The sequence below is a fragment of the Lentzea sp. NPDC005914 genome (assembly GCF_040629405.1).
Lineage (GTDB): Bacteria > Actinomycetota > Actinomycetes > Mycobacteriales > Pseudonocardiaceae > Lentzea.
In genome coordinates this window covers 92268-116818 of record NZ_JBEXVQ010000021.1, presented here as the reverse complement: position 1 = coordinate 116818, position 24551 = coordinate 92268, and the positions used below count along the sequence as shown (strand labels likewise).

Here is a 24551-nt window from a genome sequence, read left to right as displayed (position 1 = left end):
TACCGAATTGCTAGTCGGGGATGACGACGGGCAGGTGGCGGATGCCGTGGATGAATTCGCTCTGGAGCATTTCGGGCTCGCCCACCCGCATGTCGGGCAGCTTGGTGAGGATGTTGGAGAAAAGAGCGCGCAACTGCGCCTTCGCGATGCCGTTGCCGAGGCAGAAGTGGACGCCTCCGCCGCCGAAGCCGTAGTGCGGGACGGGCGTCCGCCTCAGGTCGAAGCGGTACGGCTGGTCGAACACCTCCTCGTCGCGGTTGGCCGAGGCGTAGAAGACGACGACCTTGTCGCCGGCGAGGATCTCCTGGCCCCCCAGTTCCAGGTCCTGGGTCGCGGTGCGGGCGAACTCGACGACCGGTGAGGCGTGGCGGATGAACTCCTCGATGGAGGCGGCGATGCGGCCGTCGAAGTCCTCCGTCAGCCAGGCCTTCTGGTTCGGGTGCTTCCACAGCTGGACGACGCTGTGCGAGGTGGTCTGCTTGGTGGTGTCGTTCCCGGCCACGCTGAGCAGCAGCATGGCCGACTGGATGTCGTCGTCCGAGAGCGGCTTGCCGTCGAACTCGGCCTGTGCGAGCGCCGTCGCGATGTCGTCCGTGGGGCGGGTGCGGCGGTGCCGGACGAGGTCGACCCCGATCTCGCGCAGCACTCGTATCTGCTGCATCGCGAACTGGGTGCGGTCCGTTCCGCCGTTGATCTCCGGGTCGTCGGCCCCGACGAAGCGGTCGCCAGCCTCGGCGAACGTCTCGACCAGTTCCTCGGGGACGCCGACGAGGTCGGCCACCGTCATCATCGGCAGCTTCGCCGAGACCTCGGTGACGAAGTCGATCTCGCCGGCCCCCACGACGCGGTCGACGATCCGCGCGGCGCGCTGCTCGATCAGCCCGCGCAGCCGGTTCACGGCCTTGGGGGTGAACCCTGCGCTCATGATGCGGCGGTAGCGCGTGTGCTCCGGGGGGTCCATGGTGAGGAAGGTCGGCGCCGGCATGAGCGAGGGGTCCGTCGGCCGGAACATGACCGAGCGGCCGTGCTTCTTCGAGTCGGAGCTGAACAGTTCGTGGTTGCGGCTCACGAAGGCGACATCCTCGGCACGCACCACGGCCCAGAAACCCGGCTCCCCGTGCACCTCGGGCAAGAGCTCCGGGGTCTCCAGCGGAGGGTGCCAGCTCACCGGTGCGTTCTTCCGCAGCCAGCCGAACGTCTCGTCCCGCTCGACGAAGGACCGCGACCAGAATTCGGCGCTCGATATGTCCTTGTCCGTGGTGAACGGGTGTGGGTGTGTGAATACCGGCATGGTAAGTGCCTCTCGCTGTGTATTTTCCTCGATGGCAGTCATGAAGGACGACGCTCAGGCGTTCGTCGTCGCGGCGCGAGCGTGTGTCGGCTCCGGTTCAGGCGCGATGCCGTAGATGCTCTTGAGCTGCTGGTAGGCGGCCAGCCCCTCAGGGCCGAGTTCGCGGCCGAGGCCGCTGTCCTTGACGCCGCCGAAGGGTGCACCGAGGTCCAGCGCGTATCCGTTGATGCCCACGCTTCCTGTATGGACCCGGCGGGCGACAGCGAGGGCGCGCTCGCTGTCGGTGCCCCAGACGGTGCCGCCGAGGCCGTAGTCGGAGTCATTGGCGATACGGACGGCGTCGTCGACATCGTGGTAGGGCAGCACGCACAGGACCGGTCCGAAGATCTCCTCGCGGGCCGGGGTGAAGTCGTTGTCCACGTCCGTGAAGATCGTCGGCTGCACGAACCAGCCGCGGTCGAGGCCCTGCGGCCTACCGCCACCGGTGGTGATCCGGCCGCCTTCCGCGCGGCCCTTGGCGATGTAGCCCTCCACGCGCTCGCGCTGCCGTCGGGAGACGAGCGGGCCGACGCGCGTCCCCTCGTCGAGCGGGTCGCCGATGCGGAGGGAGCCGAAGTAGTCGGTGAGCAGGTCGACCACCTCACCGTAGCGGCCGCGTGGGGCGAGGACGCGGGTGCCGATCAGGCAGGTCTGCCCGTTGTTGTTCAAGGTCGCGCGGAAGAACGCGTCGAGGTGGGGCTCCAGGTCCGCGTCGTCGAGGACGATCGCGGCGGACTTGCCCCCCAGCTCCAGGGTGACCGGACGCAGCAGCCTGCCGCACTGCTCGGCGATTGCCCGGCCGGTGGCGGTGGAACCGGTGAAGGCGACCTTGTCCACGCCGGGGTGACCGACGAGGTAGCCGGAAGCCTCGCGGTCGGCGGGCACGACGTTGACCACGCCGGGTGGAAGACCGGCCTCCCTGACGGCCTCGGCCAGCAGGAAGGCGTCGAGGGCGGTCTCCTGCGCGGGCTTGAGGACGATCGTGCAGCCTGCCGCGAGGGCCGGCCCCAGCTTGAACATGGCCAGGGTCTGCGGGAAGTTCCACGGCACGATCGCGGCGACCACCCCGACCGGGGCACGGCGTACGACGGTGGTGCCGTTGCCGGCCACCGCCGGGCGGGACTCCTCGACGCCGGTTTGCCGGGCAAGGGCGGCGTAGTACCGCAGTACGGCGGCGCCGATCACGGCCTCCGAGCGGCGGCTGGTCACGATGGGCATGCCGTTCTCACGGCTGACGAGCTGCGCGAACTGCTCGCCGCGCTTGCCGAGCACGTCGGCGAGCCGTTCCATCGCCTCGGCTCGGCGGCCGGGCTCCCATGCCGCCCACCCGCTCGGGTCGTCGAAGGCGCTGCGGGCAGCGGCGACGGCAGCGTCGACATCGGCCGACACCGCCTCCGGTACCCGTCCGATGGGCTCTTCGGTGGTCGCCGAGGCGACGGTGATCGTCGCGGCCGACGACGGTGCGACCCAGTCGCCGCCGATGAACAGAGAGTCGTATGTGTGTTCCATTGTTCGCATGCTCCTTCGGAAGCGCAGGCCCTTCGGAAGTGCAGGCCCTGTCGGTGGACGTAGGCCTCGGCGACGGACTACACGGCCGTCCTGTGCGGTGAGTCGGGGAGCAGCCCCGCCTTCGCCTGGCGCTGCAGTTCACGGGCCGACTCGATCAGCTTCACCGCGTCGGGGCCCCACATCAGCCGCATCATGCGGCGTTCCGCCTGCGGCTGCTGGGCCAGCCAGATCAGCGGCAGCATGGCCTTGGTCGATGCGACGGCCACGGCATTCCTGACCGGTCCCATACCCGTGTTGCGCCGGGTCGTGCCCGAGACGGCGCCCAGGATCGCGTACCGGAACAGCTTCTGACTCAGCAGCAGCTGGGCCTGGATGCGCAGTTGGGAGACGTGGAAGTTCTTCTTGACCGAGTCGTGCTGGATCTTGTGGAAGCTCTGTCCGGTCGCGGGGATGACGTCCATGGTCCGGCTGGGCGTGAACATGTCGTCGTACTTCTCGTAGAGCGCCTTCAGCTCGGCCATCGTCGTGGGGATCTCTCCCTCGGGCGAGTCGAAGAGGCGGCAGTACACGGCCACCTCGGCGATGTACTGGTCGCGCTGCTCGGGGGTGAGGCGGTGCGGGGCCTTGCCGTCGCGGAAGGCGAGGTTCTCGTAGACCCACAGCATGGTGTGCATCTCGGTGAGCGCCGCCCACATGGCCTCGCGCGGGCCGTTGGCCTGGTAGCCGCCGAGCTCGGGATGGGCGATGTCGATGAGGTCACCGGCCACCTTGGCGTGGATGTTGTGCAGGTGCCGGGCGACGCGGCGGGCGGTGGGGGTGTCACCGAGCCACATGGGGGCGTGGATCCCGGAGTTCCGCTGCTGCCGGTCGAAGCGGTCGAAGATGGTGAGTTCGCCCTTGCGGGCCTTGCGCGAGATCGGGTCCCAGTCGCGCACCCCCGCCAGGATCGGCTTGTACGTCAGCTGGAGCACGAACTGCGCGGGGCTCTGGAAGAAGACAGTGGCCGGGTGCAGCAGCACGTCCCACGCAATACTGCCCGGTCCGAACACGCCGTAGTCCGGCGTCCCGTCCTCCTTGAGGGAGCCGCCCGCGGGGGTCGGCTCGCCGAACCGGCGCCACCGTGACTCGGTGCCGAGCATGCGCTCTTTGGTGACGACCGGGTCGACCCGGCCGGCGGTCTCCGGGCTCTTGTCTGTGGCAGCCATACCGAACTCCTTTGTTCACCGCTGGGCGAGGAAGGCGCTGGACCGGGCGGCCGTCGTCTCCGGCGCAACGCTCCCGAGGGGGCGCCGAGTCGGGCCGTATGAGACCGAGGCGACTCTCCCAAAGTTGCTTGTTAAGCGTTCAGCAACCATTCGGAAGGTAATAGGCTCGGCGCATGTCGTCAACCCCGCTGAACTCCGAAACCGCAGCTCCCGTCCCGCCGCGCACCAAACAGGAGCGGCGCGACCAGGCGGAACGAGCACTCCTGGACGCCGCGAGTCGGCTCGTCGCGCGCAGGGGCGTTGACCAGACCTCGGTGGCGGATGTCGGCGCGGAGGCCGGATACAGCCGAGGACTGGTCAACCACCACTTCGGATCGAAGGTGGTGCTGCTGCAACGCGTGGCGCGAGAGAGCCAGCGGGGGATTGTCGAGATGATCGACGGCCTCACCGGGGATCCGCTGGAGTTGCTGGTCGGGATGGTCCGCTCCTACCTCACCTGGGCCGCCCAGGAGCCAGAGGCTGCCCGTGCTTTCTTCGCGCTGTGGGGTGCGTCCCTGCCAGAGGAATCGGTCGTGCGAGAGGTGTTCGTGGAGTTCGACCGCGCTATCCGAGCCAAGGTCGAGACGTACGTGCGCTCCGGTCAAGAGGACGGGACGGTCAGGACGGACGTCGACCCGGCCGGCGTGGCGACCGCGATCACCGGGATGCTGCGCGGCACCGCGGCCCAACTACTGGTGGCACCCGAGGCGTTCGCCCTGGAGGCCGCGTCTACCACATGTGAGCAGTTCGTCCGCCGGATGCTGGCCGCGCGAGGTGAAGCGCGCCGCTGAACGTGAACGGGCCGTCGCGCGCAGCACAGGATCGGCGAGACAGGCCGCTGCCGGATCCATGGCCGTCCGTCGAAGGTGGGGCGAGGTATGGCCGCCGACGGGCGGTTTCGTTTTGCCGGCGTGGCCGCTGCGGTTCCCTCTCTGGCCGCGTCGGCCAGTTCCAGGCCCGCCGCACCCAAATAACTTCGTGACAAGAGATGAACGGCCGTCACGAAGGGGCACCCGCCATGAGCTACGACTTCCGGGACAAGGTCATCGCCGTCACGGGAGGCGCGGGCGGCATCGGCAGCGCCATGTGCCACCGGTTCGCCTCCGGTGGCGCCCAGTGCGTCGTGGTCGACATCGATGAGGCCCGCGCGCAGAAGGTCGCGGGTGAGCTGCCCGGCGCTGGCCACCTCGGCGTGGGCTGCGATCTCCTGAACTGGACGCAGATCAAGCAGCTGTTCGAGCGGATCGGCGAGGAGTACGGCCGGCTCGACGTGCTGGTCAACAACGTCGGCATGACCAGCACCGAACGGTTCGACGAGCGGGACATCCCCAGCATCGAGCGCGAGATCGCGCTCAACATGACCTCGCCGCTGGTCACCACGCGGCTCGGGATCGGGCTGCTGTGGAAGTCGCGCGACCCGCGGGTGATCAGCACCGTGTCGCTCGCCGGCCTCTTCCCGCAGGGCGAGACGCCGGTGTACTGCGCGTCCAAGTTCGGGTTGCGCGGCGCGATGCTGTCGATCGGGCTCGACCTGCGTGAGAAGGGCATCCTGGCCGGATCGGTGCTGCCGTCCGCGACCGACACGCCGATGCTGCGCGGCGAGGCCGTCGAGGGCGGCAACTCCATGCAGTTCCAGGAGCCGCCGCAGCAGCCGTCCGACGTCGTGGCCGCCGTGGTCAGCATGCTCGACAAGCCGCGGCTGGAGGCCTACGCCCGGCCGCGTGAGTCGTTCAGCGCACGACTGGCGATGCTCGTGCCCAACCTGCTGCCGAAGATCCTTCCGTTCTTCCGCAAGCGCGGTGACGCCGGGCTGGTCCGCTACCTCGAGGACCTGGAGCGCCGCGGGCTCGCCCGCCGCACCGGCGGCCGCTGGGAGCTCGTGCACGAGCGCTGACGCTCGCACGCCCTCACGAACCTGAACCACCACAGCGCGAAAGGCACAACCTGCGATGACGCACGTCTCCGCCACCGAGCCGATTCCCGAGCGCCGGTCCTGGCCACTGGTCGGCCACGCCCTCGACATCCCCAGTGGCGTCGACGGTCTGCTGCACGTCATGGCAGAGGCCAAGGAGCTCGGACCGCTGTTCAAGCTGCGCGTGTTCGCCCGGGAGATCAACTTCGTCTCCGGGCTCGACCTCGTCACCGAACTGTCGGACGAGACCCGGTTCCGCAAGAACCTGCACCCCGATCTGGTGCTGCTGCGCGACATCGGCGGCGACGGGCTCTTCACCGCCTACAACGACGAACCGAACTGGCAGAAGGCCCACGACGTCCTGATGCCCGCCTTCTCGCTCGGCGCCATGCGCGGCTACCACTCGACGATGCTCGACGTGGCCAAGACGTTGATCGAGAAGTGGGACAACGCCGAGGACGCCGTCGACGTCGCCGAGGACATGACCCGGCTGACGTTCGACACGATCGGCCTGTGCGGGTTCGGCTACGACTTCGAGTCGTTCGCCCGCACCGAGCCCCACCCGTTCGTCACGGCGCTGACGCGGGCGCTCGACTTCGCCCAGGCGAAGGGCGAGGCGTTGCCGTGGAGCGGGCTGTTCCAGTGGGGCAAGGCCGAACAGTTCCGCGAGGATCTGGCCTGCATGCAGAACCTCGTGGACGACGTCATCCGCCGCCGCCGCGCCTCCGGTGACACCGGCACCGACGACCTGCTCGGCCGGATGCTGCACACGCGCGACGAGCGGACCGGTGAGCCGCTGGACGACGTGAACATCCGCCACCAGGCGATCACGTTCATCATCGCCGGTCACGAGACGACCAGTGGTGCGCTGTCGTTCGCGCTGCACTACCTGACCAAGCACCCGGAGGCACTGGCACGGGCACAGGCCGAAGTGGACGCGCTGTGGGGCGACACCGAACCCGAGCCGGAGTACGGCGACATCGGCAAGCTGACCTACCTCCGGCAGGTGCTGGGCGAGAGCCTGCGGCTGTGGCCGACCGCGCCGGTGTACGGCGTCGAACCGGTGGAGGACACCGTCATCGGCGGCAAGTACGCGGTGCGCAAGGGCGAGGGCCTGCTCGTGCTGATCCCGCAGCTGCACCGTGACCCGGCTTGGGGCGACAACGTCGAGCTGTTCGACCCGGAGCGGTTCGCACCGGAACGCGAGGAGACCCGGCCGGTGCACCTGTTCAAGCCGTTCGGCAGTGGTGAACGCGCCTGCATCGGCCGCCAGTTCGCGCTGCACGAGGCGACGCTGGTGCTCGCGTTGCTGGTGCACCGCTACCGGTTCATCGACCACACCAACTACCAGCTCAAGATCAAGCAGTCGCTGACCCTCAAGCCGGATGCCTTCACCTTGCAGCTGGCGCGGCGCTCCAGCGGTGAGCGACGCCGTCCGGCCGCCATCGTGAGCACCGGCCACACGACGGCCGGGGCCACCACAGTCAGTCGTGCAGCAGGTACCGCGCTGGCCCTGCTGCACGGCTCCAACCTCGGCACCTGCACGGGCATCGCCGGGGACCTCGCCGTCGACGGCGAAGAGCGCGGTTTCGCCACGACGGTCGCGCCGCTGAACGACCTGGCGGGCAAGCTCACCGCGGACAGCGGTCCGGTGGTGATCGTGGCTGCCTCGTACAACGGCCGTCCCACCGACGACGCGGCGCGGTTCCTCGCGTGGACCGAAGAGCTGGAACCCGGTTCGCTGCAAGGACTTCCGTACGCCGTGCTCGGCGTCGGCGACCGCAACTGGGCCGCCACCTACCAGCGCGTGCCCGCGTTGATCGACGAACGGCTCGCGGCGGCGGGCGCGGTCCGACTGCTGGAACGCGGTGCTGCGGACGCCGCCGGTGACTTCGCCGGCACCGTCGACCGCTGGACCTCGGACCTGTGGACCGCGCTGCTGGAGCGGTACGGCACCGCTCGAGCCGCCGCGGTCGCAGACGAGCCCAGCACCGGGGTCTACGAGCTGGAGGACGCCTCCGAGTCCGTCACCGGTGAGCTCGCCGCGCGGCACGGAGTCCAGCCCATGGAGGTGCTGGAGGCCTACGAGCTGGTGGACGTGGACCACCCGCTCGGCCGGTCCAAGCGGTTCCTGCGCGTGCGGCTGCCGGAAGACGTCACCTACCTCACCGGCGACCACTTCGCGGTCCTCCCGCACAACCCGGACGATCTGGTGCAGCGCGTCGCCGCCCGCTTCGGGCTCGACCTCGACCGCACGGTGCGGGTCAAGTCCCGCCGCCGCGGCCGCAACAGCCTGCCGGTCGACCGCCCGTTGACGCTGCGCCGCCTGCTGACCGACCTCGTCGAGCTGCAGGATCCCGCCACGGCCGAGCAGATCGCCGTGCTGGCCGAGCACACCACGTGCCCGCCGGAGCGCGCGCCGCTCGCCGCGACCGAGGCCGGCGCTCACAGCGTGCTCGACCTGCTGGAGCGGTACCGCGCCTGCGAGCTGCCCTTCGAGCGCTACCTGGAACTGCTGCCGGTGATGCGGGCCCGGCATTACTCGATCTCGTCTTCCGCGCACGCGTCACCGGGGGAGGTGGACCTGATGGTGTCGCTGCTGTCCGCACCGCACCGCGGTGGTGAGGGCACGTTCCAGGGCATCGCCTCGCGCTACCTGCAGACGGTGCACGCCGGCGACGTGATCCAGGCCAGGGTGCTGACCGCCGGCGACTCGTTCCGCCTACCGCTCGACCCCGATGTCCCGGTCATCCTGGTCAGTGCCGGCACGGGTGTCGCGCCGTTCCGCGGCGTGGTGCTCGACCGGATGCACACCGGCGAGCGCGGCCCGCTGCTGTCCTACTTCGGCTGCGACCACCCGGACGTCGACTACCTGCACCGCGCGGAGATGGAGGCGGCGCAGGAAGCCGGTGCGGTGAGCATGCGCCCCGCGTTCTCACAGGCACCTGCCGACGGGATCACGTTCGTGCAGGACCGCATCGCCGCCGAGGGCGAAGAGGCCTGGGAGCTGCTGTCGCGCGGTGGCCGGGTGTACGTCTGCGGTGACGGCCGGCGGATGGCCCCGGCGGTGCGCGAGGCGTTCATGGAGCTCTACCGCAAGCACACCGGCGGCGACGAGCGTCAGGCCGCTTTGTGGCTCGCCGGGTTGCAGGAGTCCGACCGCTACGTCGAAGACGTCTGGGCGGGCTGACCGGTGACGAAGTTCCTCGGTGTCGCGGCCGCGTTGATCGCCGGCGTCGCGATGGGCAGCGCGGGCACGAACGTGATGCCGGTGTTCATCGACGACTTCGCGTCCCGCGCCGGGTTGTCCGGCGCGGGAGCGGGACTGGTCGGTGCGGCCCAGCTGACGGCGACCGCCGTCGTGACCCTCCTGCTGGCGGCCCGCGCGGCCAGGACGGGCCGGGTCGCGATGGCGCGCCTCGGCCTCGTGCTGACGGCGTTCGGAGCGCTGTGGGTGGCCCTGGCCGACGACCCGGTCACGCTGCTGCTGACCAACCTGCTGCTGGGCGCCGCACTCGGGATCGTCTACGCGGCGGCCACGGCGGCGCTGGCGGCGACGGAGGACTCCGACCGGGCGGCGGCGGTCGCGGTGGCGGGCACGGTGGTGGTCGCCGCGCTGATGATCGTGGCGGTGCCGCTGGTGAACGAGCAGTGGGCAGGGGCCGGGTTCTTGCTGCTCGCGGCGTGCTGTGTGCCTGCCTGCTTCCTGGTGGGGACGCTGCCGGAGGGTCCTGCCGCCACAACGAAAGCGGCGACAGGGCGGCCGTCTGCCGTGCTGCTGATCGGGACCGCGGTGCTCTGGACGATCACCCAGGGCACGTGGGCCTACGCCTCCGTCCTCGGCCGCGAGCACACCGGCCTGGACGCCACCGCGGTGTCGCTGATCCTCGCGGTGTCCAGCGTCGTGGCGCTGGGCGGAGCGATCGCGGGCGCACCGGCGGCCCGCAGGTTCGGCCGGCTCCGGTCGATGGTCGTCTTCGTCGTCGTGGAGGCCGTCGCGATCGCGGTCGTCGTGATCAGCGACGAGCCGGTGCTCTTCACCGCGGCGGCGGTGGTGTGGCAGGCCTGCCAGCTGGCCGTGCTGGTGCAGATGGTCGCCGCTGCGGCGGTGCTCGACCCGTCCGGGCGGTGGGTGGCCTCGCTCAGCGGCGCCTCGGCGCTGGGCACCGGCGCGGGCCCGTTGGCCGTCGGCCTGCTGCTGCACCACGCGGGGCCGGAGGTGCTGGGCGTGGTGTTCGTGCTCGGCGTGGTCGCCGCCTCGCTGCCGTTGCTGCGGATGACGACGGCGGCGGACAACCGGTTGGCCGCTGAAGTCCCCATCCCGGCCGGTGACGCCAGTTCCCGCTGAGCGCCGAGTTCCTACGTTGAGTCGCAGAGTCGAAGCAGAAAGGCGGGGTCCGTGGACATCCAACCCGACACGTGCGTCATCGGAGCCGGCCCCGCCGGACTCGCGGTGGCCCGCGCACTGGCCGATCGGGGCCTCCCGTACACCCACGTCGAACGGCACACCGCGGCCGGCGGCATCTGGGACATCGACAACCCCGGCAGCCCGATGTACTCCTCCGCGCACTTCATCTCCAGCAAGACCCGGTCGGGCTTCGGCGGCTGGCCGATGCCGGACCACTTCCCCGACTACCCGTCACACCGGCAGGTGCTGAGCTACCTGCGGTCGTTCGCCGACGCGTACGGGCTGACCGAGCGCATCGAGTTCGGGGTGGAGGTGCGTGATGTCGTCAAGAACGCCGACGGCACCTGGACTGTCACGCGGGCAGACGGCCGCAGCACCGTGCACGGGAAGGTGGTGGTGTGCACCGGTTCCCAGTGGCACCCCAACATCCCGGAGCTGCCGGGCAACTTCACCGGCGAGGTCCGCCACACGGCGGGTTACCGCGACGCCGCCGAACTGCGCGGCAAGCGCGTGCTCGTCGTGGGCGCGGGCAACTCGGGCTGCGACATCGCCTGCGACGCGGCCCGCACCGCCGACCACGCCGTGATCAGCATGCGCCGCGGCTACTGGTTCATCCCGAAGCACCTGTTCGGCCGCCCGGTCGACACGTTGTCCGACAGCGGGCCACACCTGCCGAAGTGGCTGGAGCAGAAGGTCTTCGGCGCGCTGCTGAAGATGTTCGACGGCGACCCGGCCCGGCTCGGCCTGCCCGCGCCGGACCACCGCCTGTTCGAGACGCACCCGGTCATCAACTCGATGCTGATCCACCACCTGCGGCACGGCGACATCACCGCCAGGCCCGGCATCGCGGACACCGACGGCACGACCGTGCACTTCACCGACGGCACCTCGGACGACTTCGACCTGATCCTCTTCGCGACCGGCTACCGGCACGCGGTTCCGGTGGCCCAACGGTACTTCGGCGACGAGCAGCACCCGGACCTGTACCTGTCTGTGTTCTCCCGCGAGCACCACGGGCTGTGCGGAGTCGGGTTCATCGAGACGAATTCGGGCGCCTACCGGCTCTTCGACCTGCAGGCGCAGTTGATCGCCGCGTACGTCCAAGATGGACCGGAACGGTTTGCGCGCATGATCCGTGAGGATCGGCCCGACCTCACCGCGGGGCTGAAGTTCGTCGCTTCGCCCCGGCACACCGGGTACGTCGACAGTGGCGCGTACCTGAAATACGTCACGAAGCTCGCCAAGGAGATGGGGTGGCCCACCGAGGGCAGGGCTCCGGTGCCTGCGGTCTTCCGGTACGAGGAGGCGGTGTGAGCACGACCCTGGAGGTCCGCAACCCCGCCACCGGCGAACTGATCACCACCGTGCCCGCCGCCGGCGAAGCCGAAGTCGCGGAGGCCGCCAGACAAGCCGCGAAGGTGCACGAGAGCGGCGTCTGGTCGCAGCTGCCGCCAAGAGAACGTGCGGCGACCCTCTTGCGGCTGGCCGACCTGATGCACCGCGACGCCGAGCTCCTGGCCCGCCTGGACAGCGAGGACGCGGGCAAACCGATCACCGAGTGCCGCACCGGCGACGTGCCCGGAGCGATCGAGTCGGTGCGCTGGTTCGCCGAGGCGGCGGACAAGATGTTCGGCCGCGTCGCACCTACCGGACCCGGCCACCTCGGCGTGATCACCCGCGAACCAGTTGGCGTGGCAGCCGCGATCCTGCCGTGGAACTACCCGCTCGCCATGGCCGCGTGGAAGATCGGTCCCGCGCTCGCCGCCGGCAACTGCCTGCTGCTCAAACCCGCGGAGCCGACGCCGCGCTCGGTGCTGCACGTGGCGCGGCTGGCCGCAGAAGCGGGGTTGCCGCAAGGTGTGCTGACGGTGCTGCCTGGGCTCGGTGACGTCGCCGGCGCCGCGCTCGCACGGGATCCGGTGGTCGGCGCGTTGTCGTTCACGGGTTCCACTGCCACCGGGCGGCACGTCCTCGCGATGGCGGCGCTCACCAACTTCAAGCGCGTGTCGCTGGAGATGGGCGGCAAGAGCCCGCAGGTGCTGATGCCCGACGCGCTCGAGTTCGACGACCTCGTCGACAACATGATCGAGGCCGCCTTCCTCACCTCAGGCCAGAACTGCACGGCGGGCTCCCGCGTCCTGGTGCACCAGGACATCGCGGACGAGGTGGTGAAACGGTTCACCGCCGCGGCATGCGAACTAGTGATCGGTGATCCGTCCAATCCGGACACCAGGATCGGACCGCTGATCAACCGCGCCGCGGTTGCCCGTGTCACGCGAGCGGTCGAGGACGCACAGAAGGCGGGCGCGCGCGTGCACGCCGTCGAGCTACCGGAAGGTCTGCACCCCAACGGCTCCTACTACCCGCCGACGGTGCTGATCGACGTTCCAGCCGGGACGGAGCTGCTCACCACCGAGCTGTTCGGGCCGGTGGTCAGCGTGCAGACCTTCGCCACCGAGCAGGAAGCGGTCAGCCTCGCCAACGCCACCGACTACGGCCTCGCCGCCTCCGTGTGGACGCGGGACATCGACGTTGCGTGGCGGCTGGCTCGGGGGATCCACGCGGGCGTCGTGTCCGTCAACTCCTACAGCGAAGGCGATATCAGCACGCCGTTCGGCGGCTGGAAGCAGTCGGGGTTCGGCGGCGCGGAGAAGTCCACCACCGCGTTCGACCAGTGGAGCAGGGAGAAGACCGTCTGGATCCGCACCAGGTGATCAGGAGTGGTGCACCGTGTCGCGCAGTTCCACCGCGGTCATGTCGTGCCAGCGGCGGATCGCCCGCCGCAGTGCGCGGACGTCGGAGAACCCGGCCTGGCGGGCGATGTCGGTCAGCGTCACGTCCGGGCGGCGCAGCAGCAGTTCGACCCGCTCCCGCCGCACGCCGTCGACGAGTGCCTCATAGGTCGTTCCGCACTCGGCGAGGCGGCGGCGCAGCGTGCGTTCGCCCGTCGCGTGCTTGCGGGCCTGCTCGGCGAAGGTGGGCACGTCCGGAAGGCTCTGCGCGATCGAGATCTCCAGCACCTCCAACAGGTCCTGCCGAGTGCGCCGGGACGCCAGCTGTTCGTCCAGCAACGTCGTGAGCGACGCGAACGTGACGGGGTCGCGGCCGGGCATCTCGGTGCGCACCCACGTGGCGGGGAACACCAGACCGTTGCGCGCAGCGGAGAAGCGGACCGGGCAGCCGAACAGCTCGGTGTACGGCACGGGGTCGGGCGGGGCGGGGAAGAGGAAGTCCACGTGGCGCGGGCGGAACTCGGCGCCGAGCGCGAGCCTGGTGACCGTGACGACGCTCGCGAACGCCTCCTGGACCAGGAACGTGCCGACGCCCGCGTCCACCGCCGGATCGGGCTGGTCGGCCCACAGCGTGAAGCCCGCGTCCGCCTGTCCAGCGGACCACACCACCATCGCGCCGGACAGGTTCTGGAACCGCACACCGGTCTCGACGGCGTCACGCAGGGTGCCGGCCGCCATGAGGGCGAACCCCATCAGGCCCCACGCTGTCGGGTGCTGCCGCGCGCCCACCCGCAGCCCCAAGTGGTCACTTCCGGTGAGCTGCAGGGCACAGCGGATGACCTCGCTGCCCTGACGGTAGGACACCCGCAGGTCGGTCGACTGCAACATCTGCTCGTCGAGTCCGACCCGAGCCAGCGCCGGCCGCAGATCGGCACCGAGCTCGTCGGTCACCGCGGTGAGGTACCGCAGGATGGTGGGCGGGATCGTCGCGGACGTGCTGCGGCTGGTCGCGCCGGCAGTGATTTGCGGCGGGTCGGCGGACATCGCACAGGTCCTTTCTGGGCAGGACGCCGATGATGCCCCATCACCCGTTCGCCGTACCAGCGGCGCCAAGTCGTGAGCTCATTTTCGCAGGCGTACCCGTCGCTTCCGCTGGCGGCCGACCGGGCGCGGCCGAGGGCGTTCAAGCCGTTGCGCCAGACCATCGAGTCGATCAACCAGACCTTCAAGGCGCAACTCGACCTCGAACGCCACGGCGGACGCACCCCGGCCGGCGTCATCGTCCGCGTCCTGCAACGCATCCTCGCCCTGACCGCCGCGATCTGGCACAACGACAAGACCAACCAGCCAATCAAACGCTCACTGATCGCCTACGACCACTGACCTTGGAATCAACCATCTAGAACGAACCGGTCGCCCTGCAAGGCAGCTGCGGCATCCTCACCCAGTCGGCTACGGATCTGCGGCGGATTCAGCATGCAGCCGATTCTGGCGGCTTCGCGTCCAACGGTCATCTGAGTTGAACCGGCCGCGGCCATACGAGGCCGGCCGAGCAACGTCGTGTCATGCCGCTGGTTGGGTGATGTCTCGTGCCGGGCCGCCAGATAGAGCGTTCCGCTCGACACACTGGCAATGTGAGTGGCGGCAGGCAGATCCACAACGACGTGGCGGGCACCATCACGGGCGCGCTGATCCAGACCGACACCTTCACGGGTGGGCTGCACCTGCATCCTGCGGCTGGCATCCTGTCGTGCCGAGGCAGTTGCCTGCGCCACCGCGCTTGTTCACCGGCCGTACCGTTGAACTGATGACGCTTACCGCCGAGCTCGACGCCGAGGACGAGCCCGGTGCGATGGTGGTGATCTCGGCGATCGGTGGGACAGGTGGAATCGGGAAAACTTCGCTCGCTCTCCACTGGGCGCACCACAACCTCGACCGTTTTCCGGACGGCCAGCTGTACATCGACCTGCGTGGGTTCGCTCCGGGTGGCGTTCCGATCTCCTCTGCTGCGGCGTTGCGCTGCTTCCTGGACGGGCTGGGGGTCGGCTCGGCGGCCATCCCGGTCCAACTGGACGCCCAGATAGGCCTGTACCGGAGTTTGGTCGCAGGCAAGCGCATGCTGATTCTGATCGACAACGCACCCGACACCGAACACCTCGTGCCCTTGTTGCCCGGCAGCCCCACGTGCACGGTTCTGGTCACCAGCCGACGCTCGCTAGCCGGGTTGACCGCCATGCACGGTGCGCGGTCGCTGAACCTGGACGTGTTGACTGACACCGAAGCGCGGGAGTTGCTGGCACGCCACCTCGGGGAAGCCCGATTGGCCGCGGAGCCTGCGGCGGTGACAGGTCTGGTGAACTTCTGTGCGGGGTTGCCGCTGGCGTTGAAGCTCGTGACGGTCCGGGCCGCAGGCCATCGCAACTTCCCACTCGGCGTGTTCGCCGACGAGTTGCGCGATCACGCCGCACGTCTGGACGGGCTGGACACCGGAGACACGAACTCGAGCATCAGGGCGGTGTTCTCCTGGTCCTACGACGCGCTGCCCGCTGCGGCCGCGTCGCTGTACGGACTGCTCGGCCTCGCTCCGGGGCCTGACATCAGCTTGCCTGCCGTCGCCAGCCTCGCGCAATCCCCAGCTACCGAAGTCACAGGGTTGTTGCGAGAGCTGGAAAGCGGATATCTAGTGACGCAACGGGTGCCGAACCGCTACGAGATGCACGACCTCGTCCGCCTCTACGCTGCCGAGGTTTGCGCGCCGGAGGTCCGCGCGCCGGCACTGCGGCGGCTGGTCGACTACTACCTGCGTGGTGCGTACGCAGCCGACAGGTTGATCTATCCCCACCGTCAGCCGATTGAACTGCCCCGGCCCCGAGTGGGCGTCTGTCCACCTCTGTTGCGAGACGAGGCCGCGGCACTGCGCTGGTTCGACGCGGAGCGTCCCTGCCTCCCCGCGATCCACCGTCTCGCCTCCGCGCACGGCTGGCACGAAGTCGTGTGGCAGCTCGCGTGGGCGTTGCACACCTACTACCTGCGTCGCGGACACCTGCATGAGCAGGTCGACGCCTGGAAGCTCGGGTTGCGCGCCGCCGCGCAGATCAACGACTCGGCCGTCCTCGCGTTGGCGCACAGACGGCTCGGCCAGGCCAGGGCGAGGGTGGGAGAACACGACGAGGCGATGCGTCACCTTCAGGACGCGCTGCGCCTTGCGGAGAAAGCTGGAGACGTTCCCGGCCAAGCGCACACCCACCTCGCGCTCATGCGCGCCTGGGAGCAGCGGCAAGACGACTATCAGGCGCTGGCGCACGCCTCCCGCGCCCTGCGGTTGTACCAGCGGGAGGGAACACCCGTCTGGGAGGCCGAAGCCCTCAACGCGGTTGCCTGGTTCGAGGCCCGGCTGGGGCACCACTCGGAGGCCGGTACACACTGCCGCCAGGCGATGCTGGTGTTCGACGAACACCACTACGTGGAAGGCACCGCCAACTCCTCGGACACCCTGGGCTACATCGCCTACCGAGCCGGTCGATACACCGAGGCGCAGGGCTTCTACCAGCGGGCTCTCACGATGTATCGCGACATCGGCCACATCTACTTCGAGGCCGACGCTCTCTCACACCTCGGCCAAGTGATGCTGGCGGCCGGACAACGTGCCGAGGCGGAGAGGACATGGCGACAGTGCCTGGCGCTATATCAGACCCAACACCGCATCACCGAGGCCGACTTCATACGCGAACAATTGACTGCTATCCGGCCAACACCCTGACATCCGCCATCGACGAAGAGGCCGGACGTTCTGAGTTTCGCAAGTCAAGCACTCAATCGCGCGCTCATGCCGATGTCCGCGCAATTCGGTTCCTACCGGCCGACCGCGACCGGCTGGAGCAGCTGGTTGCGCGCGAGGATCGCTTCCTGAGCGGGTGGCACGAGAAGCGCACCACCACCTTCGACCGTGCCCTGGGCGACATCGACATAGGGCCGTTGGCGGGCCTCGTACCGCGGGAACGCCGTGACGTGGTCGCCATCCGATCGCTCGAGTTCCTCGGCGAGGAACTGGGCTCCCGTCAGCGCCAGCGCCAGGGACGTGCCCCGGCCCGCGAGAGGGGACGCGCAGTGGGCGGCGTCGCCCACGAGCGCGACCCGGCCCCGGTGCCAAGTCGGCAGGTGGATCTGGCTGACCGAGTCGAAGTAGAGGTCGGGATCGACGCCCACCGCGTCGAGGATCGCCGGGACCCTCCACGAGCGACAGTCGGCGAACTGGTCGAGCAGGATCCGCTTCTGTGCTTCGACGTCGCGGTAGTCGTAGTCGAGGGGATCGGACGCGAACATCAGCAGACCGATCGCCCTGTCCTTGAACCGGGTGCGGCTGAGCGAGTCGGTGACCACGATCGCCGACAACGACGGCCGGGTGGACGTCCGCTTCGCCTCCGGCGGTTCGGAGAGTTACGACCTCGTCTTGGGTCTTTCCTTGACACGTAGGGAGATTCGTTACTGGTATCGCCGGAAGGTGCGCTTCGTCTGGTCAGCGGTTGGGGATGCGGGTCAGAGACAGTTGCACCGGCGCGGGGCTGCTGTCGGTGGTTCCCTGGATTGTGAGCCGGTCGCCAGTGAGTGTGTAGGTGCCGCGGAACAGCAGTGGTGTGTCCTTGCGCAGCCAGACTTGGCGTATGCGCAACTCTTTCCGGTCGGAGTCGACCTCGAAGTCGTGCCAGATCCACTGCTCTCTGCAGCGGAAGACGACCAGCCTGGCGCGGTTGTACTCGAAATACAGGCGGTCAAGCGGATCGGCAGTGCCGGTGGGCTGATACGTTCCGGCCTCGACCTGCCAGGCGCCGTCGAGCGGGGTCGGTGCGCGGTTGTTGTCGTTGGCGAGCCAGTAGGTGCCCGCGAACGCCACTGCGAGTACGGCTGCCTGGGCGGCCACCTTCACCGCGATCCGCCGCCGGCTTGTCGTGTCGCCGGCGGGCCGCTCGGTCCAGAGCACCCGCACCAGTTCGGCACGGTGAGTGAACACGATGAACCCAAGGCAGGCCGCAGTGAACAGCGCCATGACCGAGCCGCCCAGGTCGATCGCGTAGGTCAGGTCGATCAGCGTGATCGTGAGCATGATACCCAGGCCGGCGCAGGCCGCCGGCAACGCCGACTTGCGCCAGCACAACAACACGGCGAGGCCGATCTGGGCCAGTGCGATCAACGTGCCGAAGACCGGTGAATAACCGAAGTATCGCCAAGTCAGCCAGAAGCCGGACACGTCACCCAGCGGCTTGTCCAGCTCGGACGACAACACCGTGAACTGCGACCCGTTGAGCTTCGCGAAGCCGTAGAAGGTGAGCACGAGCGCGGCTGCATATCGACAGAACCTGTACAAGTCACCCCCACACACGAGACAGGACTCCAGACTCGAGCCAGGTGAACGCTATCGGATACCGCGGATTGCCGGCGTTGTCTCCACCTGCGGTGCGATTCCTCGCACCTGACACCGGTCCGCGGGCTCACGGCGAAGCGTGGTCATCCGACCGCCGATGCCCTTCCGCCGTCGAACACGGCTACCGACGGCCGAACCCAGGGCGTGGACTGCGCCCCGCAAGGCGTTCGCTGCAACACGGAGATCCTTCGCGCCGCCCTTGTCGTACACGTGCCGCAGGAATCTCAGTCGCAGCCAGAAGTTTCAACAGCCGAATCGCTGGACCGGCAACAGCCGCCAACTCCACCGACACACCGCCCGCCGCATAGCCCAAGCATTCCGCCGCGACGCCCATCGTGAACCCGCAGCGGATCGCCTACTCCGGAGGATGGCGCTCCTTCACCGAGGACGAGCGGATCAGAGCTGCCTCGTCCGCGCTGCTGAACTGACCGCCTGGTCGAGTGCAGAACGATGAACTTGTTGCCACTGAGCCGTATCGCATCTCGAAGATCTTGGTGAGCCCTTCAAGCGGCGCAGCGCTCAGGCTGCTGAACCGCGAATCGACGCGGCTGGCTGGATTTTCGTGTCGACACGACCGGTGTAGCCGAGCCGTCCCTTGGTGACGACGATGACGACGATGCTCAGCACGCCGAGACCGAGCGCGGGCCCCCAGAGCAGTTCGTCGCTGGCGTCGGGGAAGAACTCGGAGAAGGCGACGGACTGGAAGTTGTTGATCGAGCAGTGCAGCAGCATGACCAGGGGCAGGCTCTGGCGTCCCTTGTTGTAGACCAGGGTGATCAGGAAGCTCATCTCCATGGCCATGACGGCGAAGCGGACGATCGTTTCGGGGGTGACGTCGGGGCCTGCCCAGGGCGTGAGGAACAGCGGCAGGTGCCAGATGATCCACAGGATGCCGAGGACGAACGTGGCGATCATCGGCTGATGGCGCTGCTGGAGGCGGCTGAGGGCGAAGTCGCGCCAGCCCGGTTCCTCGGCGAGGCCGGTGGTGAAGAACTGGAGCACCAGCATCGGCACGTAGATGGCCAGCACCATCAGCGAGGGCACCTGGAAGGCTTGGGCGTCCGTCACCGCCAGCGTGCCGAGCAGGACCGCCACGGGGACGGCGAACAGAGCGAACGCGTACCAGAGGACGCCGGCGCGGAACTGGAAGAGCCGCTTGCGCCACCGCCGTAGACCTTCGCGGCCCTCGGTGACGGCGGTGACGGTGAACGCGGCGGTCAGCGGGCCGAGGTAAGCGCCGGGCAGGATCGCGGTGAGCTGGTTGCCCATCACCAGGTCCGGGTACCGGAAGTGCAGGACGCCGAAGCCGTCCAGCGACAGGATGTAGGGCACCCAGGCCAGCCAGCTGATGCCGTTGGCCAGGGTGAAGAACGTGATCAGCGGGAAGCGCTGGACCAGTGCCTGCCAGCCGTGGGAAGCGGGGCGGCCGGAGTCCGCAACAGGGATCGAAGTCATGGTCGGAACACTAGGAATCGATCTTGCGCGAGTCAGTGCAGTCAAGGGCCGTTCTCGTGGTGGAGTCTGCTCTACCGCCATGGACGTCGCTGCGCACGGCTGGCCGTCCAATGCAATCTCATAGCCGCCGAGGGTGCACGCCGGGCCTCAGAGGAGACAGAGCCGATGGGCCTTGGGAGCAAGCAGTGGGAGCAGATTGGGAGCAACGTCGCGCGTTGAACATGCCTGAACGGTCCTCAATGGACCTGAACGGACCAGCACCGACCTGCAAGAGTCACGTTTCCGCAGTTCGGCGCGGTATCGGTGCCATAGTTCACGCAGAAGGAGTCCTCGAAACGACCTCAACTGCACTGAAGGCACCAAACCGCTGGTCAACAGTCCTGAACGGACGCGCACGGCGATCACGGCACAGGTGAGCACTTAGTACTTCCGGGAGCAGGCGACACGACCGGAACTCGTAGCTCCGAACGCACGCTCATGTCGATGAGCGGACGTTTCTGGGCACTGCAGTCGACCACGAAGGACGGACGCCCCTCAGCGCTTTGCCCGGTCGCGCTGGTGGTGCTCCTCCGTTCGGGCAGCGTGTCGGTTTCCTGCTACCTGTGGGCGGCTGTGTCGGGATACTGGATCGATGAGTGACGGCCCGGCCACGCCAGCGGACGGAGTCGCCGCCACCAACAGCGTGGACGGGAATGTGTCCGGAACTGTGTTCCAAACTGCCGCGATCCACGGCGATGTGCATGTCCACCAGCAGGCCCAGCGGCCGGTCGTGACGTTGCCTCATCGGGCTGGTGTCGCGCCGCTGCAGGCGGCGGCCTTTCAGGCCCGCGAGGAGACGGCACTTCTGCTGGAGCAGGCGCTGGAACGCGGGGACGCGGCGGTACTCACTGGTCAGGCACGTATACACACCGGCGTGGTATCGGGGTTGGGCGGGGTCGGGAAGACACAGGTCGCGTTGGACTACGCCCAACGGCTATGGGCCGCGGGTGAGGTGGAGTTGTGGGTGTGGGTGACTGCGACCTCGCGTGAGGCGATCGTGTCCAGCTATGCGCGCCTGGCCACCGACCTCACCGGCGTCGACGACCCCGATCCCGAGCATGGTGCGCTGCGTCTGCTGGAATGGCTGTACACACCGTCGGCACGGTGGCTGATCGTGCTCGACGACGTGCAGAACCCCGCAGACCTGCGCGGGCTGTGGCCACCAGTCGCTGCGGGCGGGCGTGTGGTGGTGACCACCCGGCGCCGCGATGCCGCGCTGCGCGGGCATGGCCGCTGCCTGATAGAGGTCGACGTATTCACACCGCAAGAAGCCGAGGCGTACTTGCGGTCCGGGTCTGAACAGGCAAAACATGCCGATGGGGCCGCCTTCGGAAGATGTCCCGAAGACGGCCCCATCGCGGCCTGTCAGGTCTGGTCGGCCCACCACTTCTGGCCGGCCTCGCCGAGCGTGGAGATCGGGTCGTAGTAGGGGTAGCGACGGTCCAACGCTTCCGGGTCCTCGAGCTCGATCCCGGTCCGGTAGTTCTTCGTCCAGTAAGAAATGCCCAGCTCACGGTCATATTCAGTGAGCTGGTGGACCCACCGCTTGCCCACGTACGGCACGTCGCACACGATCCGCGGCGTCGCGTAGCCGGGCAGATAGCCCATGATCGCGTGCTGCAGCTCCTGCGCCTCCCACACCGACACCCTCCAGTGCTCGGCGTTGGGGATCATGTCGCACATGTAGAAGTAGTACGGCAGGATGTTCGCTTCCCCTTGCAGCGCAAAGCAAAGGTCGAGCAGATCGTCGGGCGTCGCGTTGACGCCCTTCATCAGTACGCCCTGGTTGCGCACGTCCCGTACGCCGACCTCGAGAGCCGTGCGCGCGGCCTCGGCGACGAGGGGCGTGACGGACTGGGCGTGGTTCACGTGTGTGTGGATGGCGAGGTTCACGCCGCGGCGCGAGGCGGTGCGGGCCACGCGCTCCAGGCCTTCGACTACGCGCGGCTGGAGCCAGTGCTGGGGGAGGCCGGCTAGTGCCTTGGTGGCCAGGCGGATGTCGCGGACGGTCTCGATGTCCAGCAGGCGCATGAGGAACGACTCGAGTTGCGGCCAGGGGACGTTGGCCACGTCGCCGCCGGAGACGACCACGTCGCGGACGCCCGGGGTCTTCTTCAGGTAGTCGATCATCTGGTCCTGGCGGTCGACCGGCTTCAGCGACAGCTTGTGCTTGTCGATCAGCGGGGTCGAGTTGCCGACCAGGTCCATGCGGGTGCAGTGGCCGCAGTACTGCGGGCAGGTCGAGACCATCTCGGCCAGGACCTTGGTCGGGTAGCGGTGGGTCAACCCCTCGACGACCCACATCTCCGCCTCGTGCAGCGAGTCGCGCTGGGAGTGCGGGTGCGACGGCCAGCGCGGGTCCCGGTCGGACTTCACCGGGAGCATGTAGCGGCGGACCGGGTCGGCCAGGAAGGCGTCGGTGAAGTCCGCTGGTGCCGCGTCCACTGCCATGGTGTTGAGCATTTGCGGCGGGATCAGCATCGACATGGTCGCGAAGTTCTCCTGGTCCGCGGCCAGGTCGTCGTAGAACTTCTCGCTCAGCAGGTCGCCGGTGACCTTGCGGAGCTGCTTGACGTTCTTCACGCAGTTCACGCGCTGCCACTGGGCGTCGCGCCACTGGGCATCGGTCACGTGGGACCAGCCGGGGAAGCGCCGCCAGTCGGGTTCGACCAGCTCACGGCGCACGTACGTGTACGGCTGGCGGTCCAGCCGTTCCAACGCCGTGGGGGCGTCGTGAAGCGCAGTCATCCGTACTCCTCAGCGTCGAGGTCGCGTAAAGATATCCTGTCATATCGCTAGCGTGCCGTAAATATTTCAGCTTGAGCCCTGGTGGAGGGTGGTGCGGGAGCAAAGTCACGGGCCCGTGCGTTCAACAGGCATGCCTGTCTTCGCGCTGGTGCTCGTCGGGATGTTCGCCGAGATCGCGGTCATGATCGCCGTCGGCAACGCCATCGGCGGGCTGTGGATGATCGCGCTCCTCCTGGTCGGCACGCTGATCGGCCTGCAGCTCGTGCGCAGGCAGGGTGCGCAGACGATGGCCGCGTTCTCCGAGGCGGTGTGGAAGCGTCAGCAGCCGCACCAGGAGATGGCCGATGGCGTGCTCATCGCGGCGGCCGGGGCGTTGATCATGGTGCCGGGGTTCATCAGCGACGTGGCGGCGTTGTTCCTGCTGTTCCCGCCCACGCGCAAGATCGTCAGCCGCCGGATCGCGCGCAAGGCCGAGGCGGCGGCGCTCAAGTTCGAGCACGACCGGCGGTTCGGGCCCGGTCAGGTCGTCGAGGGCGAAGTAGTCGACGTCGAGCCGGTGATCATCACGGATCGGCGCGAGCTGACGTGATCCGCGCGTACCGGCCCGCTGACCTGGACGCGCTCTACGACATCTGCCTCGACACCGGCAACGGTGGCAAGGGCGCGCGCCATCTGTTCGATGACCCGCGTCTGCTCGGTCACGCCTACGTCGGGCCGTATGTGGCGTTCGAGCCTGACCTCGCGTTTGTCGTCGAGGACGACGAAGGCGTGTGCGGCTACGCGATCGCGGCGGCCGACAGCGAGGCGTTCGAAGATCGCTGCGACCGCGACTGGTGGCCGGACCTGCGCGTTCGTTATCCGCTCAGGCCCAACCCGAACCGCGTCGTGCAGCACATCCACCACCCGGTGAAGGTCGACCCGTTGCTGGTGAAGGACTATCCGGCGCACATGCACGCGAACCTCCTGCCGCGCGCGAAGGGCAAGGGCTTCGGTGGCGCGCTCGTACGCACCGTGCTCGAACGTCTGGAGAAGGGCGTTCATGTGCACGTGCGGCACCACAACACGCACGGCATCGGATTCTGGGAACACCTCGGGTTCCGCGTGATCGACTCGGCCGACAAGCTCGTCCTGGGGTTGCGTCTCTGACCCCGGCCGGGGGAGCGGTTGGACGCCAAGGCGTCGGCCGGATGTCCGAGTACCTCAACGGCGTGACGCTGCCGCCGACCGAGAAGCTGATGTACGCGGCAGCCGTCCCCGTGCCGGACAGGCCGAGAACCAGCGCGGGCGGAACCCTGCCCGAGCGGCAGGGGGAGGGACTGCTGTTCCGGAACGTCAGGCGAGGAGATCTTTCAGCAGCAGTTCGAAGTCGAGGACCTCACGCCCGGCCGGAACCACGGCGTAGGTCGACTCCAGGAACCGGTGCAGCTCGTCGGCCGACAGGTGGAACACGGCGTGCGAGTCCTCGGTGAAGAGCTCCAGCACGAGCACGTCGCCGTGGTCCGGCCGCAGCCGCACGTCCCCGACGCCCGCCGGCGACAGGATCCCGTCCGACAGCAGCTCGCGCCCGCACAGCCAGGTCGACTCCTGGTCGCGAGCGTGGAACCGCATCGTCACCGCGTGCGGATCGTCCGAGCGGTATTGGAGGTCGACGTTCATCGGCTCGACCGTGCCGTCCGGCCTGATGAACTGGACGACGGTGGCGGTGCCGATCCGGGTCTCGTTGAACATCGCCGTTCCTCCTCCGCGAGGGTGCTG

The 24551-nt window shown here is 68.6% G+C and carries 21 protein-coding genes and 1 pseudogene; 12 read left to right on the top strand and 10 right to left on the bottom strand.

Annotation, left to right across the window (positions count from 1 at the left end; genetic code table 11):
• Positions 1 to 10: 10 nt before the first annotated feature.
• The 3 genes from ABZ345_RS27975 to ABZ345_RS27965 all read right to left on the bottom strand — a co-directional run bounded on the left by ABZ345_RS27975 (position 11) and on the right by ABZ345_RS27965 (position 4044).
• The gene (locus ABZ345_RS27975; RefSeq protein WP_359854797.1) at positions 11 to 1291 is read right to left on the bottom strand and encodes a cytochrome P450; all 1281 of its coding nucleotides are present in this window, start codon (positions 1289 to 1291) and stop codon (positions 11 to 13) included.
• Positions 1292 to 1345: 54 nt separating this feature from the next.
• Positions 1346 to 2839, bottom strand: coding sequence for an aldehyde dehydrogenase (locus ABZ345_RS27970; protein ID WP_359854794.1), 1494 nt, complete (start codon positions 2837 to 2839; stop codon positions 1346 to 1348).
• Positions 2840 to 2916: 77 nt separating this feature from the next.
• Positions 2917 to 4044: an oxygenase MpaB family protein gene (locus tag ABZ345_RS27965; RefSeq protein WP_359854792.1), complete on the bottom strand. Its 1128-nt coding sequence runs from the start codon at positions 4042 to 4044 to the stop codon at positions 2917 to 2919.
• A gap of 173 nt (positions 4045 to 4217) precedes the next feature.
• Between ABZ345_RS27965 and ABZ345_RS27960 the strand changes: the two genes are divergently transcribed.
• The 6 genes from ABZ345_RS27960 (at position 4218) to ABZ345_RS27935 (ending at position 13117) form a co-directional block, all read left to right on the top strand.
• Positions 4218 to 4874 carry a TetR/AcrR family transcriptional regulator gene (locus tag ABZ345_RS27960; RefSeq protein ID WP_359854790.1) on the top strand — a complete coding sequence of 219 codons (657 nt, stop codon included), beginning with the start codon at positions 4218 to 4220 and terminating at the stop codon, positions 4872 to 4874.
• Between the two features lie 227 nt (positions 4875 to 5101).
• Entirely contained in the window at positions 5102 to 5977 is an 876-nt protein-coding gene (locus tag ABZ345_RS27955) for an SDR family oxidoreductase (protein WP_359854788.1), read from the top strand.
• Positions 5978 to 6032: 55 nt separating this feature from the next.
• Positions 6033 to 9185 (top strand): cytochrome P450, encoded by a 3153-nt coding sequence (locus ABZ345_RS27950; protein WP_359854785.1) that lies wholly within the window; start codon positions 6033 to 6035, stop codon positions 9183 to 9185.
• Between the two features lie 3 nt (positions 9186 to 9188).
• Positions 9189 to 10343, top strand: a complete 1155-nt coding sequence (locus tag ABZ345_RS27945) for a hypothetical protein (protein WP_359854783.1) — start codon at positions 9189 to 9191, stop codon at positions 10341 to 10343.
• Between the two features lie 51 nt (positions 10344 to 10394).
• On the top strand, positions 10395 to 11717 hold the full coding sequence (locus ABZ345_RS27940) for an NAD(P)-binding domain-containing protein (protein ID WP_359854780.1): 1323 nt from the start codon (positions 10395 to 10397) through the stop codon (positions 11715 to 11717).
• The gene (locus ABZ345_RS27935) at positions 11714 to 13117 is read left to right on the top strand and encodes an aldehyde dehydrogenase family protein (RefSeq protein WP_359854778.1); all 1404 of its coding nucleotides are present in this window, start codon (positions 11714 to 11716) and stop codon (positions 13115 to 13117) included. The genes ABZ345_RS27940 and ABZ345_RS27935 overlap by 4 nt, the downstream gene beginning before the upstream one ends.
• Here the strand turns inward: ABZ345_RS27935 and ABZ345_RS27930 are convergent, their stop codons facing one another.
• A complete protein-coding gene (locus ABZ345_RS27930) occupies positions 13118 to 14179 on the bottom strand; it encodes an AraC family transcriptional regulator ligand-binding domain-containing protein (protein ID WP_359854775.1) in 1062 nt (353 codons plus the stop codon).
• 141 nt (positions 14180 to 14320) lie between these two features.
• Here ABZ345_RS27930 and ABZ345_RS27925 point away from each other — a divergent pair.
• Positions 14321 to 14518, top strand: a pseudogene (locus ABZ345_RS27925) (IS982 family transposase); the annotation flags it as partial.
• Positions 14519 to 14526: 8 nt separating this feature from the next.
• Here the strand turns inward: ABZ345_RS27925 and ABZ345_RS27920 are convergent.
• Positions 14527 to 14865, bottom strand: coding sequence for a hypothetical protein (locus tag ABZ345_RS27920; RefSeq protein ID WP_359854772.1), 339 nt, complete (start codon positions 14863 to 14865; stop codon positions 14527 to 14529).
• A 77-nt stretch (positions 14866 to 14942) separates the two neighbouring features.
• On the opposite strand from ABZ345_RS27920, the gene ABZ345_RS27915 reads away from it, so the two are divergent.
• Complete coding sequence (locus ABZ345_RS27915; protein WP_359854769.1) at positions 14943 to 16895, top strand: tetratricopeptide repeat protein; 1953 nt, start codon at positions 14943 to 14945, stop codon at positions 16893 to 16895.
• A 92-nt stretch (positions 16896 to 16987) separates the two neighbouring features.
• Here the strand turns inward: ABZ345_RS27915 and ABZ345_RS27910 are convergent, their stop codons facing one another.
• The 3 genes from ABZ345_RS27910 to ABZ345_RS27900 form a co-directional block, all read right to left on the bottom strand.
• Positions 16988 to 17527 carry an FAD-dependent monooxygenase gene (locus tag ABZ345_RS27910; protein ID WP_359854766.1) on the bottom strand — a complete coding sequence of 180 codons (540 nt, stop codon included), beginning with the start codon at positions 17525 to 17527 and terminating at the stop codon, positions 16988 to 16990.
• 124 nt (positions 17528 to 17651) lie between these two features.
• Complete coding sequence (locus tag ABZ345_RS27905; protein ID WP_359854763.1) at positions 17652 to 18464, bottom strand: hypothetical protein; 813 nt, start codon at positions 18462 to 18464, stop codon at positions 17652 to 17654.
• A gap of 609 nt (positions 18465 to 19073) precedes the next feature.
• Entirely contained in the window at positions 19074 to 20009 is a 936-nt protein-coding gene (locus ABZ345_RS27900) for a CPBP family intramembrane glutamic endopeptidase (protein WP_359854761.1), read from the bottom strand.
• A gap of 483 nt (positions 20010 to 20492) precedes the next feature.
• On the opposite strand from ABZ345_RS27900, the gene ABZ345_RS27895 reads away from it, so the two are divergent.
• Both ABZ345_RS27895 and ABZ345_RS27890 read left to right on the top strand, forming a co-directional pair.
• Positions 20493 to 20648 carry a hypothetical protein gene (locus tag ABZ345_RS27895; protein ID WP_359854758.1) on the top strand — a complete coding sequence of 52 codons (156 nt, stop codon included), beginning with the start codon at positions 20493 to 20495 and terminating at the stop codon, positions 20646 to 20648.
• Complete coding sequence (locus ABZ345_RS27890) at positions 20641 to 21474, top strand: NB-ARC domain-containing protein (protein WP_359854756.1); 834 nt, start codon at positions 20641 to 20643, stop codon at positions 21472 to 21474. Before ABZ345_RS27895 ends, ABZ345_RS27890 begins: the two co-directional genes overlap by 8 nt.
• Here the strand turns inward: ABZ345_RS27890 and ABZ345_RS27885 are convergent.
• Positions 21414 to 22796 (bottom strand): lysine 2,3-aminomutase, encoded by a 1383-nt coding sequence (locus tag ABZ345_RS27885; protein ID WP_359854753.1) that lies wholly within the window; start codon positions 22794 to 22796, stop codon positions 21414 to 21416. The genes ABZ345_RS27890 and ABZ345_RS27885 overlap by 61 nt on opposite strands.
• 130 nt (positions 22797 to 22926) lie before the next feature.
• Here ABZ345_RS27885 and ABZ345_RS27880 point away from each other — a divergent pair, with 130 nt between their 5' ends.
• Both ABZ345_RS27880 and ABZ345_RS27875 read left to right on the top strand, forming a co-directional pair.
• Positions 22927 to 23385 (top strand): FxsA family protein, encoded by a 459-nt coding sequence (locus tag ABZ345_RS27880; protein WP_359854750.1) that lies wholly within the window; start codon positions 22927 to 22929, stop codon positions 23383 to 23385.
• Positions 23382 to 23942, top strand: a complete 561-nt coding sequence (locus ABZ345_RS27875) for a GNAT family N-acetyltransferase (protein ID WP_359854747.1) — start codon at positions 23382 to 23384, stop codon at positions 23940 to 23942. Before ABZ345_RS27880 ends, ABZ345_RS27875 begins: the two co-directional genes overlap by 4 nt.
• Before the next feature lie 186 nt (positions 23943 to 24128).
• On the opposite strand, the gene ABZ345_RS27870 is transcribed toward ABZ345_RS27875, so the two are convergent.
• Complete coding sequence (locus ABZ345_RS27870; RefSeq protein WP_359854744.1) at positions 24129 to 24524, bottom strand: SsgA family sporulation/cell division regulator; 396 nt, start codon at positions 24522 to 24524, stop codon at positions 24129 to 24131.
• Positions 24525 to 24551: the final 27 nt, after the last annotated feature.

What these genes read in the sequence shown, in the direction of transcription:
- ABZ345_RS27880 (WP_359854750.1), top strand. Translation starts at nt 22,927, where the DNA reads ATGCCTGTCTTCGCGCTGGTGCTCGTCGGGATGTTCGCCGAGATCGCG.
- ABZ345_RS27895 (WP_359854758.1), top strand. Translation starts at nt 20,493, where the DNA reads ATGAGCGGACGTTTCTGGGCACTGCAGTCGACCACGAAGGACGGACGC.
- ABZ345_RS27965 (WP_359854792.1), bottom strand. Translation starts at nt 4,044, where the DNA reads ATGGCTGCCACAGACAAGAGCCCGGAGACCGCCGGCCGGGTCGACCCG.
- ABZ345_RS27870 (WP_359854744.1), bottom strand. Translation starts at nt 24,524, where the DNA reads ATGTTCAACGAGACCCGGATCGGCACCGCCACCGTCGTCCAGTTCATC.
- ABZ345_RS27975 (WP_359854797.1), bottom strand. Translation starts at nt 1,291, where the DNA reads ATGCCGGTATTCACACACCCACACCCGTTCACCACGGACAAGGACATA.
- ABZ345_RS27955 (WP_359854788.1), top strand. Translation starts at nt 5,102, where the DNA reads ATGAGCTACGACTTCCGGGACAAGGTCATCGCCGTCACGGGAGGCGCG.
- ABZ345_RS27950 (WP_359854785.1), top strand. Translation starts at nt 6,033, where the DNA reads ATGACGCACGTCTCCGCCACCGAGCCGATTCCCGAGCGCCGGTCCTGG.
- ABZ345_RS27900 (WP_359854761.1), bottom strand. Translation starts at nt 20,009, where the DNA reads ATGACTTCGATCCCTGTTGCGGACTCCGGCCGCCCCGCTTCCCACGGC.
- ABZ345_RS27930 (WP_359854775.1), bottom strand. Translation starts at nt 14,179, where the DNA reads ATGTCCGCCGACCCGCCGCAAATCACTGCCGGCGCGACCAGCCGCAGC.
- ABZ345_RS27920 (WP_359854772.1), bottom strand. Translation starts at nt 14,865, where the DNA reads ATGCAGGTGCAGCCCACCCGTGAAGGTGTCGGTCTGGATCAGCGCGCC.
- ABZ345_RS27885 (WP_359854753.1), bottom strand. Translation starts at nt 22,796, where the DNA reads ATGACTGCGCTTCACGACGCCCCCACGGCGTTGGAACGGCTGGACCGC.
- ABZ345_RS27960 (WP_359854790.1), top strand. Translation starts at nt 4,218, where the DNA reads ATGTCGTCAACCCCGCTGAACTCCGAAACCGCAGCTCCCGTCCCGCCG.
- ABZ345_RS27915 (WP_359854769.1), top strand. Translation starts at nt 14,943, where the DNA reads ATGACGCTTACCGCCGAGCTCGACGCCGAGGACGAGCCCGGTGCGATG.
- ABZ345_RS27890 (WP_359854756.1), top strand. Translation starts at nt 20,641, where the DNA reads ATGAGTGACGGCCCGGCCACGCCAGCGGACGGAGTCGCCGCCACCAAC.
- ABZ345_RS27970 (WP_359854794.1), bottom strand. Translation starts at nt 2,839, where the DNA reads ATGGAACACACATACGACTCTCTGTTCATCGGCGGCGACTGGGTCGCA.